Genomic DNA, 14,018 nt, shown 5'->3' with positions numbered 1-14,018 from the left:
AGTTGTTGTCTTGTGCAATCGCTCAAGGGCTACCAAAAGCCCCCACTATAGCGTTAGCTTAGTGGCGGGTAGTTTACAAGCCATAAGTCACCCGTCTATTTTATGGGTTAATTAGTCGATCGTCAGTCGATTTTAGATTTTAGATTTTAGATTTTAGATTTTAGATAGACTTGCAGCATTGAATCTGGCTGCTTGAACAAGCGTCTAAAATTTTGGGAGTTCCATTTATGGAGTGTACGTGGCACGGTACCCGTTTTTGGGCAGGTTAAAAGTCATCCTTAGTCAGTAGTCATCAGCCCACAGCCCAATGACAACTGACAACTGACAACTGACAACTAACAACTGCCCACCCTTCGACCGGCTTTTCGGGCAAGCTGTCAACTGCCAACCCTTCGACCGGCAAGCTGTCAACTGTCAACTGTCAACTGCCAACTGCCAACTGCCAACTGCCAACTGACTAAAAGAATGCGGGTTGGTGGCGGATCAAATTCAAGAATTCTTCGCGAGTTTTCTGTTCGTCTTGAAATACACCCAACATGGCACTCGTAACCGTCCAAGCACCGGGTTTTTGCACGCCCCGCATCGTCATGCACATATGGCTGGCTTCCATTACTACAGCAACTCCCTTCGGTTCCAATATTGTCTGAACTGCTTCGGCAATTTGGCGCGTCAAACGTTCTTGCACCTGCAACCGGCGGCTGTACATCTCGGAAATTCTGGCTAATTTGCTCAGTCCCACTACTTTTTGGTTGGGAATGTAAGCAATGTGAACTCTGCCCATAAACGGCAGCATATGGTGTTCGCACATACTGAACACGCTGATGTCTCGTACCAGTACCATTTCGTTGTGACCTTCGTCAAATATAGCGCCGTTGAGGAGTTCTTCGAGGGATTGAGTGTAGCCGCTGGTGAGAAACCGCATTGCTTCTGCTACCCGCTTTGGGGTTTTGAGCAATCCTTCGCGTTCGGGGTCTTCTCCTACTCCCAGCAGCAAGGTGCGAACGGCCTCCATCATTTCTTCCTGGCCGACTTCTGAGGGTACGGGTACGTTGGATTCTTGACCGTTCGAGGAATTGCGATCGGGTCGAGTTGGGATGCGCGGGGTGTTGTTGTCTGCGGTTTGTAACAGTTTCATGCTGTCAGTCGAAAGTGAGTTCGAGCCATTGGAACTGGTGTTTGATGAAATTGTCATAAGAAGTTGGTGTGAGGGTGAATCGATTTTGGATTGGGGGGTATAGCTAGAGATTCAAAGATTGTTGAATTCGAGAAAAATCCAGCAGTCTAAAATCTCAAGTTCACAAAACTCCTGCGTTGGACATGAGGGTGATTTCTTCAATTACTGCACTTGCTGGTAACTGAACTGCGTGCAGAATTGATTGGGCGACGATTTCTGGGGTTAACATGGCACTGCGATCGAAGTCGGATTGCACGGTGTTTGTGTCCCACATGGGAGTGTTGACAGAACCCGGACAGATTGCTGTGACGCGAATTCCGCGAGCTCGTTCTTCGGCTGCTAAGGTTTTAGACAAAGCCATGAGACCGAATTTGCTGACGCAGTAGGCTCCCCAATTGGGGAAGGTTTGGCTGCCGGCGATCGAGGAAACGTTGATGATGATTCCCGATCCGCGATCGCGCATGGACGGCAAAACTCCTAGAATGCACTGCCAAACGCTAGTAAGATTGAGGTCTAGAACGCTCTGCCAGTCGGCTAGGGGCGTTTCGGTCAAGGAGCCGGTGTAGCCCATGCCAGCGCTGTTGACCAGGATATCTACGGAACCCAATTGAGCTGCGATCGCGCTGATGCCACTTTGCACTTGCTCAATTTTTGCCAAGTCTAAGGGATAAACTTCTGCTTTCACTCCGACTTCTCGGGCCGCTGCGGCAACGGCTTCTAAGTTTTCTGACTCTCGGCTAACTAAGGCCAGATTTATGCCCTCGGCGGCGAACGCTAGAGCCGTCGCTTTGCCAATACCGCTGCTGGCTCCGGTAATCAGAGCCTGCTTTGTTGTTGGATGGTTCATTCAGTGTCCTAATACTTTCGCTCGGCAACTCCCTACAGCGTTGCAGCCTTCTGAGGCAAATTAGACAACTGTCTGCTGCGGGCGATCGCAGTTAATTATGAGATGAACATTAAGAACTGTTAAGCCGGTGTCACCTGAGAGATTATAACACTGCTGACTGATTCGCAGAATAACGAGCTGTGAGTTATGAGTTTAAAGTTTTTAACTGATAACTGACATAACTGTGAATCGATCGGCTCAAGCAGAAATTTCTGTGAATACACCGATGTCGCGAAACTTTTGATACCGCATCTGGCGCCGCTGCTGACCAGTAAGCTGTGTCAGTTCTGCTAAGTTTTCCAACAAAGCTTGTTTGAGTATGGACGCAGCTTTGAGGGGATTCGAGTGAGCCCCGCCGATCGGCTCGGGTACTATTTGATCGAGAATGCCGAGGTTTTTCAAGTCCCAGGAAGTGATTTTAAGGGCTTCTGCCGCCAAGTTAGCTTTGCCAGAGTCTTTCCAGAGAATGGCCGCACAAGCTTCGGGGGTGGCGACGGTGTACACGGAATGTTCCAGCATCAACAGCCGCTCGCCGACACCGATACCCAATGCGCCGCCGGAACCGCCTTCGCCGATGACGGTGCAAATAATGGGAACGTCGAGGCGAAACATTTCTCGGAGGTTGCAGGCGATCGCCTCTCCCTGTCCTAGCTGTTCGGCTTCTAAGCCCGCCCAAGCTCCCGGAGTATCGATAAAGGTGAAAATTGGCATTCCGAAGCGATCGGCGTGTTCCATCAACCGCAGGGCTTTGCGGTAGCCGCCGGGAGCCGCCATGCCGAAGTTGCGGGCGATATTGTCTTTAGTGTCGCGCCCTTTTTGATGGCCGATGATGACTGTGGGACGCCCGTCTATGCGGGCAATTCCGCCGACGAGGGCCGGGTCGTCTCCGCCGCGCCGATCGCCGTGAAGCTCGATCCACTCGTCGCTAATTGCCTGAATGTAATCGAGGGTACTGGGGCGGCGCGGGTGACGGGCTAGTTGCAGCCGCTGCATGGGGGACAAGCTGCTGAAAATCTCTTGTCGCAGTTGGGCGGAACGCGCTTCGAGTTTGCGAATTTCGTCGGTGACATCGACGCTGTTTTCTTGAGCGAGTTCGCGAATCTGGTGAATTCGGGTTTCGAGTTCGGCCAGGGGCTTTTCAAAATCTAAGAGTAGTGGTTTGCGGTCTGGGTTTGCCACGTTGATAATTTCTATAGGGTTTTAAGGTTTTGTCGATCGGCTATTTTCCGATCCTACCCTGTCTGGGTATGCTGTAAAATAGGGGAAATTTGGAAGTTTTGAGTTTTGAATTATGCTTTGCTTAGTAATCTTGTTGAAAACCAGAGGCTTGAGCCTCGTTTTTTGTTACACTATTTTTGCTTGCTTCTGAGTTTTACGCGCATACTTCCCCGCGCCCCTAGACCCCCACAGCCACAAAAAACCTAACCCTGCTGAACTGTTCCCAAGTCCAAAAAGCGACACCCGCGCGATCGAACTCACCCCTTGGGAAGCTTTAACAGCCCTGTCTGTATTAGCTGTTGTCACCGACAATCAAATAGCAGAAGCAGAAAGACAAACTTTTGCAGCCAATCACATCCGCTTGTTCGTAACTTCAAACAACTTTTATTCTGGTCGTGCGATCGGAGATAATGTTAACTGTTAACTGTCTAAAAAAAGTTACTGGTTATTATCAGAAAAACTTTCCTCAATAACCAATAACTGCAACAAATCACATCAAACTGACATTAATAAAGGTCTGAAACCGTGTTTGACAGAAATATGACCTATTTGCTCCATCTTTTCCACAGTAATTTGATTCCGTCCCCAAGAAAAATTGGTATACAATTTTTCAAATTCCAGCAGCATAGATTCAGCAAAACAGGCAAACAACTGTCGGCCCGGTACATCCATATTGACAATCTTCATAATTTTCCACTCAATATCGAGGGAATGCTCCACAATCCCGCCATTTAGTACGTAAATTCCGGGATGCTGAACCTGAGTTGCCAAATTTTTCGGATAGCCACCGTCAATCAATAAACAGGGTTGCTTCAATGTCTTAGGGTCAATTTCTACTCCCTTTGGCATACTGGCTACCCACACTACAATATCCGCTTGGGGGAGCGCTTCTTCCAAATCCATGATTTTGCCTCGCCCCAATTCCGATTGCAAATCTTGCAATCGTTCTTTGTCGCGGGCAATCAGCAACAATTCTGCTACATTTGTTTTAACATTGAGCCAGCGACACACAGCACTGCCAATATCGCCAGTAGCACCGCAAACCGCTACAGTGGCTTTTGAAAGTTCAATCCCCAATTTGGGGGCTGCTTCTTCTACTTGGCGGCAGAGGATGTAAGCCGTGTGAGTGTTGCCAGTTGTGAAGCGCTCGAACTCCAACTTGAGATTGCGAATTTGCTTAATTTGCTGCAAGTTGAAAGTCTCAAAAATGATCGAAGAAAAGCCGCCTAAAGCCGTGATGTTAATCCCGTTTTTTTGAGCGTGTGCCATCGCATTAAGGATTTTGCGAGTGGCTGCTTTAATCCGGCGAGTGGCTAGCATTTCTGGCAGAAAACAGGACTCCACATAGCGGCCTTCTATTTTTTGTCCAGTGATGCTTGTTACCGTGATATGATCAACTATTTGGGGCGGTGCGCTGCACCAAAAATCGAGACCTTGATCGGCATATTCTGGATAGCCCAGCTCGTTAGCTACTGATTGGGCGTGTTCTAAGCTGGTTAAGTGACCGATTAGACCAAACATTAAGTTGTCAAATGAAGGAAGTTTGAAGAAGTCAGTTGACAGTTGACAGTTGACAGTTGACAGTTGACAGTTGTTAGTTGTTAGTTGTTAGTTGTCAGTTGTCAGTTGTCAGAAGTGAGAAGGGAAATTAATTTTTTTTAATTGACTTCCCGTTCTTTATTTCCAAATTGATGAGGCTGCGAAGCCTTGTGAAATAGGGAGAAGGGAAAATTAAAAAGTTTTAATTTTTAATTTTTTTCCCATTCCTTATTTCCACATTAACTAGGCTGCAAGACCTTGTGCCGACATCCGCATGATATCGCGGTTGTTAAAGCCTATGTTGCCTAGGGCTTCGCCGTAGGCAATCATAAAGTCTTCGATTAAAGCGTCTTTTTCCATTCCCAAGACGCGGGCATCGTCTGCGACAGCGTTTAGCAGCTTCCAGATGATGGGCAGGTTTTGGCGGTTGGCGGCTTCGAGTTCGGTTTTGGATTCCTCAAAGTGAGCTTGCAGCCAGACTTCCCCAAAGTTGAGGTGGCTGTATTCTTCTTTGACGACGCCTTCGGTGATTTTGCGGGCAAAGTCATCGGCGACGGGGATGTAGATGTTGTAAGCTGCGATCGCAAAACACTCGATAATTAGGGATTGAATCAGCAAGCAAGTTACAATCTGACCTTGGGCCGCGGCCGTTTGGAAGTTTTTGTGCAGTTCCGAAAAGAACTGCTTGGCAAATGCCATGTCCGGCGTGACTTTAAGATTCCGGCCGCAAGCTTGGAAGCCTTTCATGTGGCGGTTCTCCATCTTGGACAAGCCAACTAACTCTGCTTTTTTATCAGCCAACAGTTCGGCCAGTGTCAGGTAATTGTCGTGAGCTTCTTGTTCGCCTTCAATCACAATGGCGTTGATGCGACTGTAAGCATCTTTGTAAGTTTCGGTTTGAAAGTCAATTGTTGGGCTGGCCTCAAGCTGGGGCATAGATATGTAGTCTCCTTATACAAGCTTGTGGGATGTCTGGAAACCCCTTTAAAATTGGGGGTCAGTGACAGTGCACTTTACCTTTTTTGAACGCACCCCATCTAAATCAGAGATTATAGCTGAGGATTCTTTCGACAAAGAACTTTTCTTTGACGTTCCGGGAAAAACTGGCGTCCTCAGCGTGTTTGGCGGAGTTTTGCCGTCGAACACTCCAGAAAGACTATCGCTAGAATGCTATCTATTTACTAATTACTTGAATTAGTCGTTAGTCGATCTTTTGCCCGAAAATAGATGATAGAAATACGGTCTAGGTCTCCACCTTTCAGGGTTTTACAGTACCAACTCTATCTATAACATTATATCCTAATCACAACTTCCTCCCTAGGTACTCCTTCTTTCCTTCTACGACTATTATGTTGTTGTATGGGAATCTGGGATGCGATCGGCTTGGAGAACCTCACAGGCTTATTATTTTAGGTTAATTCACAAATTTATGGGTAAATCCTTTGACAGGTCTCAAGCGCTGGAACTGCTGAGTTTTATTTTGTTGCTGGCGGGGGCTGGGCTGGTGCTGCTGCCGCTGGCTGCTGTATTTTTGGTTTCGCTGTCACCATCTGGTGTTAGTGTCAAGACCACGGGCCTGACTTTTGCGAATTATCAAGAGGCTTGGCGGCGAGGCAATTTTTTGTTGGCATTCCTTAATTCTACTCTAGTGGCGATCGCAGTGACGGGTTTTCAGGTTGTGACTTCTGCTTTGGCCGGTTATGCTTTGGCCAGGCTGAAGTTTCGGGGGCGACAGGCGATTGTGTTGGGGGTTTTGGCGACGCTGGTAATTCCGTTTCAGCTTTTGGTGATTCCCATTTTCTTAGTTTTGAAGTGGGGCCATCTGCTGAATACCTACGGGGCGCTGATTTTGCCGACGGCGGCTAACGGTTTTGGGATTTTTCTGCTGCGCCAGTATTTTATGACTGTTCCGGTGGAGTTGGAGGAGGCGGCAATGCTGGACGGGGCTAACCGCTGGCAGGTTTTGTGGCAGGTGATGTTACCTTTGGCGCGCCCTGCTTTGGTGACGCTGTTTTTGTTTACGTTTATCGGGGAGTGGAACGATTTGTTTAAGCCGCTGGTGTTTACGACGCGGCCGGAGTTGCGGACTGTGCAGTTGGTTCTGGCCGAGTTTCAGGAACAGTTTACTAGCAGTTGGCAGTTGTTGATGGCGGCGGTGGTAATTGGAACAGTGCCGGTGGTATTGCTGTTTTTGGCCGGTCAACGGCAGTTTATTCGGGGGATTGCGGCGACGGGGATTAAGAATTGAGTTGGAGAAGGATTGGCAATTAAGTTTGCAGTCATATCTTGAACCATTCTCAAGAACAGGCAAGATGCCTGTTCCACAAAGAGTTAACTTTCTTGTGGAACACGCATCTTGCCTGTTGCTGACATTGGTGCCGCTAGGTGAGTTTGTAGTCACTCGGCGATTGAACTTGCTACTATACAAACAAAATCCACTCCAAGCAGACTAATAGATAAAGGGCATATCAAAGCTGTATTATGTGAATCTATGCAAAAACTCGGTTTATTTTTATTTATTGTATCTTTTTTGCCTTGGGTGGCAATCTTGTTTGTTGTACCGTTCCTGCCGCTGGATATTACCCAAAAAACTACTTTATCTGTCGTTCTGGCTGTTGTAGCCGAGGTTTGTTTTTGGATAAGCGTGGCGCTGTTGGGGAAAGAAGTAGTTACCAAATATCGGCGTTATTTGCATCCCCGCTATCTTTGGAAAAAAATCAGAAATTTCAACCGCAGATGAACAGGGTTCGACGCCGATAATGAGCCTGGATGTTGGCGTTTATCTGCGGTCAAGGTTGAGCTATTCGCTGAAAATTTGCAAGCGAATAGAGCGTTCTCCGTCTCCAAAATCCACTTCAATCTTTTCTCCCGAAAGACTGTCCAAGCATCCCAAAAGCAATCGCAAATTGGGTGTGCTTGCTCCTGTATCCACGTACAATCTATCAGCTAAACTGCCTAAACGCTTCCAAATCGTGTATAGTTTGACTACTGTTTGTTCTAGTTGTGCTGCTTGTTTTACAACGTCGGCGGTGGTTCCCAAACAGCCTACTCGCAAAGATTCTTCTAAGGCCATTTCCATGTCTAAGTGAGACTGATTGAGAGCTTGCACTTGGGCGGCGGCGTCGAGATATTTTGATAAGTTCTTGGCGTCGGATGTTAGCTGTTTGACAGTATCTACGTCGGGATTTTCGGCTACTTCTTTTTGAATTTCGCTTTGGTGAGATGGGGAGAGTTTCTCCATTTCTTTGACTAAAGGAGCGAGGTAGCGGGAAGGTAGAGAACCGCTAGATGCTTTTTCTTTGACTTCTTCTGGCAATAAATCTGAGTTCATTGCCATCCATTCGTCGGAGAGTTGTTTGACTTCGCGGCGGGTGATGCGATCGCCACTTGCGGCGGCATCTGTTACCATTTGCTGCACTTCGGGAGATGCTTTGGCGGTTTCTACAAAGGCTCTTTTGCTGAAGTTTTTAATGGAATTTGGGTCTAAATCTCCTTGCTGGATCAGAGTATCGGCACTATTAGCTAATTCTATCAAAGAATAGGCTTGACTTTTGCCAATTTCTCTTTCTTTGAGCCAGTTCAAAAACCCTGTGCCGCGTCCTTCGCCGCCTTTTTTTTCTCTGTCTCTAACTGTTCGGAGAATGCGTCCCCGCCAGATGTCGGTTTGCAAGTCGAAGCGATCGCACACTTTCCAGGCGTTGTCAACCTGATTGTCAAAATCAAAGTCTGGTATTTGTTCGTCTTCGGGGTCTGGCAATTGGAAATTGATATCGGTAAAGCCGTTGAGGGCTTCTGCAAGTTCTGCGGGATTTAGGGGGACTTCAGCCATTAGGAAAAATTTGTGTAGTGCAATAGCCGGTTTAATTGGGAACTTGCACGGGTTGACAGTTGAGAAGCTATATGTAGCGGTAAGGTAGGCAAGATTTACCTACTAATAGAGCTTTTGTGCAAGTCATATCATTATTGCACGATGGAGGGCGATCGGCGAAAAGATACCCAAAATGACTCCGGGTACGCCCCTGATGGGACTTGATGCGAGTGCTGGCTGTGGGGGGATTGAGTTAAAGTGAACTAGGAAATTAAAGGAACTAATAAAATGCTGCCAACTACCAAAAGTTACGAGCGCTCTATTCCTTTGTTAGCCTAGAATTGAGAAAATAAGCTAAAGGGAAAGTGCCATGTCAGAACAAGACATCGCTAAGATCATTACGATCGAACCGGGGAAGCGTGGGGGCAAACCCTGTATTCGGGGCATGAGAATTACGGTTTATGACGTGTTGGAATATCTTGCATCTGGGATGACTTATCAAGAAATCCTAGATGATTTTCCCTATCTCACGCAACAGGATATTTTAGCTTGTTTGAGTTTTGCGGCTAAACGGGAGCAGTTTATGTTAGTTGTTGGGTGATGAAACTACTCTTGTTTGACCAAAATCTCTCTCCCAGTCTTGTCAATCTTCTTGCTGATATTTATCCTGGTTCCGTTCATGTCGATAGGATGGGATTACCTACCGCACCCGATCGCGAGGTTTGGGATTATGCTCGTCAGCATGACTATATTGTCGTTACCAAGGATGCGGATTTTAGCGAATTGAGTCTATTGTTGGGATTTCCTCCGAAGGTAATTTGGATACGGCGCGGAAATTGCTCGACGCGGGATATCGAGGGGCTACTAAGAGAGAACTATGATGCGATCGCAGCTTTAAGTGATACTCCTAATAGCGGCATTATCACTTTGTTTTAATGAAAATGAAAAAATAACTACTATCTCCCTGCGTGAAATCATGCCCAAAGACTTCTCCGGTAAAAATCTCCGAGGCCACAATTTCAAAGGTCAAGACCTCACAGGTGCAAACTTCAGCTATGCAGACATCCGAGGCGCAAACTTCACCAATGCGATCCTCAGAGAAGCTGACTTCACCCATGCCAAAGCTGGACTGCAACGTCGCTGGACAATTTTTCTAGTAACTATCTCGCTAGCTCTATCGGTAATATCGGGATTGCTGTCAGGCTTAACTACTGTTTGGGTAACAGTCTTTTTGAGTTCAAATAACATTAAAGAGTACACCCTTATTCCAGGTGTCTTATTGGTGATATTTTTGGCAATCTTCTTTATTGTTACCCTGCGTCAAGGTTTAGTGGCAGGGGCGGTGGCAGGGGCAATTGCAGCGGCAGCCGCAAGGGCAGTTGCAGGTGCAGTGGCAGCAATAGTAGCAGGGGCAGGGGCAGTTGCAGGGGCAGTTGCAATGGCAGCGGCAGGGGCTGTTGCAGCGGCAGGGGCTGTTGCAGCGGCAGCCACAGCGACAGTAGCAGTGGCAGTAGCAGTCGCAGTAACAGGGGCAGTGGCAGGGGCAGTGGCAGGGGCAGTGGCAGTGACAGTGACAGTGGCAGTGGTAGCGGTAGGAGGAGCAGCAGCAGCGACACTGGTGGCAGCAGCAGCGACAGGATTAGGCATTTACGTTGCTTGGCGTGTGCTGGCTGGGGATGAGAAACAGGCATTGATTCGCACCGTTGCCATTGCCATTGCTGCTACAGGCGGTACCAGTTTTCGTGGCGCAGATTTAACTGATGCTAATTTCATTGAAGCAATGCTTAAAAGCACTGATTTCAGAAAAGCTAATTTGACTCGCACTTGCTTCCGCAATACAGACAAACTCGATCGCGCGCGAGTCGGTAATTCGATATTAGCTGATACCCGCGTCCGAGAATTACTCATCACTGGCGATGGTTACAAAAAATCCTATGTTGGTGCGAATCTCCAAGGAGCAAACCTGACAGGCGTTAATCTTAACGAGGCTAATCTCAAGCAGGCTAACCTCAGCAAGGCAAATTTGCATCAAGCTCATTTGGAAAAGGCAAACCTGACTGAAACTCAAGCCTTAGCAACAGATTTTACAGAAGCTCGTTTTACAGGTGCTTGTTTGGAAGCTTGGAACATTGACCCTAATACAAAGCTCGATCGCGTTGACTGTCGGTTTGTTTATCTTCTAGAAGATCCCACACCGGGAACTGACGATCGCGATCGCCGCCCTTACCACATCAGTAAATGTTTTGAACCGAGGGATTTCGAGAAACTCTATAAAAAAATTATGACAACCGTGCAAATCCTGCTCAAAGATGGGATTAACCCCGAAGCTTTTACCGCCGCTTTTCAGCAGTTAATGCTAGAATTCCCAGAGATTACACCGGAGTCAATTAAAGGAGTTGAGAAGAAAGAAAACGATGTTTTACTGACTCTCAAAGTTCCCGAAGGAACGGATAAGGGTAAAGTTGAGCAAATTTGGGACGAAGTTTATCAAGCAAGGCTAGAAGCTCAAATTCGAGCCGAGCAATTAAAATCTAAAGATGAAATCATTGCCATTCAAAAACATTATAGCGATGTGTTTGAAGGCTTAGTGATAGGAGTGTTGAGTAAAGATTTGGCAAATCCTTCAACCGTGCCTCAGCCATCTAGCCTGATAATTCACAATCACAATCAATCTACAGCAGACACTACAGTCGCAAGGGACAACATCGACCAAAGTCGGCAACTTGATATTTCAGGTGGAACCGTTAACGCTACTGGTGCCGGCTCGTTAAGTTTAGGAGATAATGACGGTACAACAGCCAACTCGATCGAGGAGTTGCCCGATCCAGCCGCTCGCCCTTAATCACAAAGTGAGTAATGCTATAATTTTAATCAAACTCTGGTAACAGCGGAAATCAAAGCGATGAGTGTATCAGTAGGTTCAGAAAAACCGGAATTCAAAGAATTACTGCTGCAATTGCAAGCTGCCATTGCGAATGAAAACACAGAATTGTCAATCCAGAGTATAGAAAATCCCGAAAAGGGAGTAATTGCCATCTTTGTCAATGCTTTGACAGATGAGAAGCAATCTATAATTTATAACGCTTTAAAGCAAAACTACGAACAGCTATTAAAGGCTATTGAAGATAAATATCAAGCTGAATTACGAGCCAAGGATTGCGAAATAGCCTTGTACCGTCAAGAGATAGCTATTTCGCAAGCAGTTTCTGAAAGTTTAACAGAACTTGAAACCGCTGCTAATCCCAGTCAAGAAGATGAGTCGATCGCCGAATCAGAGGCTGTGGAGTCACTAAGGGCGATCGCCCAAAAACACAAGGCAGAATTAAAATATAAAGATGAGGAAATCGCTTTATATCGCCAGCAAATAGCTGAAATGAGAGAACTGACAGAGATGTTAGCTAAACAACCACTCTCGATTAATATTATTCAGGAGGATAAGTAAGCATCAACTCTGAGTAAAACTATGCAAAGTGACGAAAGTCTTACTCGAATTATCCAGGCCTATGAGCAAATTATCAAAAACTTAGAAGCCAAGCACAAATCTGAACTGCAAGCTAAAGATAGAGAAATACAATTTTACCGTCAGAAAAGTTTGGAGTTGAATGAACTTCTAAAATTGTTGGCTAATCGGCCTGTTAATGTTAAAATTACTAATGAAGCTAAATCTACATCAGAGAGTAAAGCTATGAGTGACCAAATCGACCAAAGTCGCAAAATAGAAATTACAGGCGGAACCGTTACGGCTAGCGGCGCAGGAGCTTTAAGTTTAGGTGATATCAGCGGTACTGTTGCCAATACAATTAATCAATTATCTGATTCTGCTAAACCAGATGAACCGGGAATCAAAGAATTATTGACTGAGTTACAAACCGCGATCGAAGCTGAAACTGATTTATCTGATGAGGATAAAGCTGAAGCATTGGAACAGGTAAAAACTTTGGCAGAAGTAGGGAAAAATCCCCAAGAAAGTACAATGCAAAAGACGGGGAAAACGGCAATGAAAATTTTGAAAGGGACTATTGCTGGTTTACCTAGTGCGGCGACGTTGGTAGAAGCTTGCAGTAAATTGTTGCCTGCGATCGCAAGTCTCTTACTTTTACCCTGAAATCCCATATCAACGCCCAGTAAGTAATTGTATTTTTAGGGCGGGCGAGACGCCCACCCCACGAAGATTCTTCGCTTCAATCAAAATGACAGCGCAGCTTACCGCCCAGATTTTCTCGGCGGTGTACCATCAGTCGATCGCTTCCGACGGATCAGCACGCTCATCACCTGCTTCGGATTCGCCGCACGCTGTACGGGACTCCAATCGCCGACTTCGGCAAATCCCAGGCGATACAAAGTGAGTATGGTTTCCCTGACACCCTTGGGCGAACCGACAACCGTTAACAGCACCACTTCCTGTTCCGATACTGCTGCTGAGTCGTCATTTGGGCGATCCTCTTCGAGGGCTTCGCTAACGGATTTGTTGTCGTCAGGCACGAATTCCTGTGACATAATATGTTCTCCTGGTTTTGGGTTTTCTAGAAAAACCCAAAAACCCAGCCGCCCCGCATTTCAACACATAGCAGGGCGGCTACAGAGAATGTTAAGATTCTCGGAGCCTCCAGACTGCTTGTCCCAGTTTGGCGGTTATGCTGTCCATTGCTGCTACCAACAGCTTTGGGCAGTGCAACTAGATTTTTGGGCGACGCGGGCTGCCTCCTCTACAAGCAAGCAACCTCTCACTTCAAAGCGTAGCCGCAGATGGGGGCCGCCGTCAATCTATTTTGGATTTTAGATTTTGGATTTTGGATTGAAGAATTGATCCCCGGACTAATCTGGGGACTTTGGGGGTTTTGATTGGGGATTGGCGGGTTTTGGGCGATCGCACCAAATCTACTCACAACACGATCGCCTTTTCAACTTACCAACTACAACGGCGATACTCGATCGCGTTCAATCTCCTCGCGGGGAGCGGTTTTCCCATCCAAAATCGTGTCATCGTGGGGCGGATTTTGCGGGCGATCGCGTTTCGTAAAGCGATCGCGAGCCGAGACAATCACCACATACAGAACCGGCACCATAAACAAACTCAAGAAAGTAGAAACAACCATCCCCCCCGCGATCGCATTTCCTAGCGATCTACGACTTGCGGCCCCGGCACCGTCCGGATTAACCAGAGGAGCAATCCCCAAAATGAAAGCCAGAGAAGTCATCAAAATCGGTCGTAAACGCTCTTGAGAAGCCTCAACTGCTGCCTTAGCAATTGGATATCCCCGCTCCCGCAACTGGTTAGCAAATTCCACGATTAAAATCGCATTTTTACTAGCCAATCCAATCAACATCACCAAACCAATCTGGCAATAAACATCATTCGCCAAACCCCGCAACGACTGAGCTAAAAGTGCACC

At 46.9% G+C, this 14,018-nt stretch carries 19 protein-coding genes; 9 read left to right on the top strand and 10 right to left on the bottom strand.

Annotation, left to right across the window (positions count from 1 at the left end):
* Positions 1-292 precede the first annotated feature (292 nt).
* From QUB70_RS28165 to QUB70_RS28140, 6 genes are all read right to left on the bottom strand, one after another.
* Positions 293-418, bottom strand: coding sequence for a hypothetical protein (locus QUB70_RS28165; RefSeq protein WP_332984866.1), 126 nt, complete (start codon positions 416-418; stop codon positions 293-295).
* Between the two features lie 39 nt (positions 419-457).
* Positions 458-1,192: a GTP cyclohydrolase I FolE gene (folE, locus tag QUB70_RS28160; protein WP_332984865.1), complete on the bottom strand. Its 735-nt coding sequence runs from the start codon at positions 1,190-1,192 to the stop codon at positions 458-460.
* Positions 1,193-1,295: 103 nt separating this feature from the next.
* The gene (locus QUB70_RS28155) at positions 1,296-2,021 is read right to left on the bottom strand and encodes an SDR family oxidoreductase (RefSeq protein ID WP_332984864.1); all 726 of its coding nucleotides are present in this window, start codon (positions 2,019-2,021) and stop codon (positions 1,296-1,298) included.
* A gap of 237 nt (positions 2,022-2,258) precedes the next feature.
* On the bottom strand, positions 2,259-3,239 hold the full coding sequence (gene accA, locus QUB70_RS28150) for an acetyl-CoA carboxylase carboxyl transferase subunit alpha (RefSeq protein ID WP_332984863.1): 981 nt from the start codon (positions 3,237-3,239) through the stop codon (positions 2,259-2,261).
* A gap of 534 nt (positions 3,240-3,773) precedes the next feature.
* Positions 3,774-4,799, bottom strand: a complete 1,026-nt coding sequence (locus QUB70_RS28145) for a long-chain acyl-[acyl-carrier-protein] reductase (protein ID WP_332984862.1) — start codon at positions 4,797-4,799, stop codon at positions 3,774-3,776.
* A 261-nt stretch (positions 4,800-5,060) separates the two neighbouring features.
* A complete protein-coding gene (locus QUB70_RS28140) occupies positions 5,061-5,753 on the bottom strand; it encodes an aldehyde oxygenase (deformylating) (RefSeq protein ID WP_332984861.1) in 693 nt (230 codons plus the stop codon).
* Positions 5,754-5,823: 70 nt separating this feature from the next.
* Here QUB70_RS28140 and QUB70_RS28135 point away from each other — a divergent pair, with 70 nt between their 5' ends.
* From QUB70_RS28135 to QUB70_RS28120, 4 genes are all read left to right on the top strand, one after another.
* Positions 5,824-6,015 carry a hypothetical protein gene (locus QUB70_RS28135; protein ID WP_332984860.1) on the top strand — a complete coding sequence of 64 codons (192 nt, stop codon included), beginning with the start codon at positions 5,824-5,826 and terminating at the stop codon, positions 6,013-6,015.
* Between the two features lie 231 nt (positions 6,016-6,246).
* Positions 6,247-7,065, top strand: coding sequence for a carbohydrate ABC transporter permease (locus tag QUB70_RS28130; protein WP_332984859.1), 819 nt, complete (start codon positions 6,247-6,249; stop codon positions 7,063-7,065).
* Positions 7,066-7,129: 64 nt separating this feature from the next.
* Positions 7,130-7,270 (top strand): hypothetical protein, encoded by a 141-nt coding sequence (locus QUB70_RS28125; protein ID WP_332984858.1) that lies wholly within the window; start codon positions 7,130-7,132, stop codon positions 7,268-7,270.
* A gap of 38 nt (positions 7,271-7,308) precedes the next feature.
* On the top strand, positions 7,309-7,557 hold the full coding sequence (locus tag QUB70_RS28120; RefSeq protein WP_332984857.1) for a transporter suffix domain-containing protein: 249 nt from the start codon (positions 7,309-7,311) through the stop codon (positions 7,555-7,557).
* 60 nt (positions 7,558-7,617) lie between these two features.
* Here QUB70_RS28120 and QUB70_RS28115 read toward each other — a convergent pair whose 3' ends face one another.
* On the bottom strand, positions 7,618-8,646 hold the full coding sequence (locus QUB70_RS28115; RefSeq protein ID WP_332984855.1) for a hypothetical protein: 1,029 nt from the start codon (positions 8,644-8,646) through the stop codon (positions 7,618-7,620).
* Between the two features lie 349 nt (positions 8,647-8,995).
* Here QUB70_RS28115 and QUB70_RS28110 point away from each other — a divergent pair, with 349 nt between their 5' ends.
* Genes QUB70_RS28110 through QUB70_RS28090 form a run of 5 tightly spaced genes read left to right on the top strand, consistent with a single transcriptional unit; the run spans position 8,996 to position 12,730 of the window.
* Positions 8,996-9,226: a DUF433 domain-containing protein gene (locus QUB70_RS28110; protein WP_265239574.1), complete on the top strand. Its 231-nt coding sequence runs from the start codon at positions 8,996-8,998 to the stop codon at positions 9,224-9,226.
* Positions 9,226-9,561 carry a DUF5615 family PIN-like protein gene (locus tag QUB70_RS28105; RefSeq protein WP_332984853.1) on the top strand — a complete coding sequence of 112 codons (336 nt, stop codon included), beginning with the start codon at positions 9,226-9,228 and terminating at the stop codon, positions 9,559-9,561. The genes QUB70_RS28110 and QUB70_RS28105 overlap by 1 nt, the downstream gene beginning before the upstream one ends.
* 40 nt (positions 9,562-9,601) lie before the next feature.
* Entirely contained in the window at positions 9,602-11,467 is a 1,866-nt protein-coding gene (locus tag QUB70_RS28100) for a pentapeptide repeat-containing protein (RefSeq protein ID WP_332984852.1), read from the top strand.
* Positions 11,468-11,527: 60 nt separating this feature from the next.
* The gene (locus tag QUB70_RS28095; protein WP_332984851.1) at positions 11,528-12,067 is read left to right on the top strand and encodes a hypothetical protein; all 540 of its coding nucleotides are present in this window, start codon (positions 11,528-11,530) and stop codon (positions 12,065-12,067) included.
* A 21-nt stretch (positions 12,068-12,088) separates the two neighbouring features.
* The gene (locus QUB70_RS28090; RefSeq protein ID WP_332984850.1) at positions 12,089-12,730 is read left to right on the top strand and encodes a hypothetical protein; all 642 of its coding nucleotides are present in this window, start codon (positions 12,089-12,091) and stop codon (positions 12,728-12,730) included.
* A 98-nt stretch (positions 12,731-12,828) separates the two neighbouring features.
* Here the strand turns inward: QUB70_RS28090 and QUB70_RS28085 are convergent, their stop codons facing one another.
* The 3 genes from QUB70_RS28085 to QUB70_RS28075 form a co-directional block, all read right to left on the bottom strand.
* A complete protein-coding gene (locus QUB70_RS28085; protein WP_332984849.1) occupies positions 12,829-13,122 on the bottom strand; it encodes a hypothetical protein in 294 nt (97 codons plus the stop codon).
* A 227-nt stretch (positions 13,123-13,349) separates the two neighbouring features.
* On the bottom strand, positions 13,350-13,511 hold the full coding sequence (locus tag QUB70_RS28080; RefSeq protein WP_332984848.1) for a hypothetical protein: 162 nt from the start codon (positions 13,509-13,511) through the stop codon (positions 13,350-13,352).
* Between the two features lie 27 nt (positions 13,512-13,538).
* The coding region (locus QUB70_RS28075; protein WP_332984847.1) for an efflux RND transporter permease subunit at positions 13,539-14,018 on the bottom strand (480 nt) is incomplete at its 5' end.

It is taken from the genome of Microcoleus sp. A003_D6, assembly GCF_036702825.1.
Lineage (GTDB): Bacteria > Cyanobacteriota > Cyanobacteriia > Cyanobacteriales > Microcoleaceae > Microcoleus.
The sequence above is the reverse complement of the archived record's forward strand: the minus strand, read 5'-3'. Positions and strand labels throughout refer to the sequence as shown.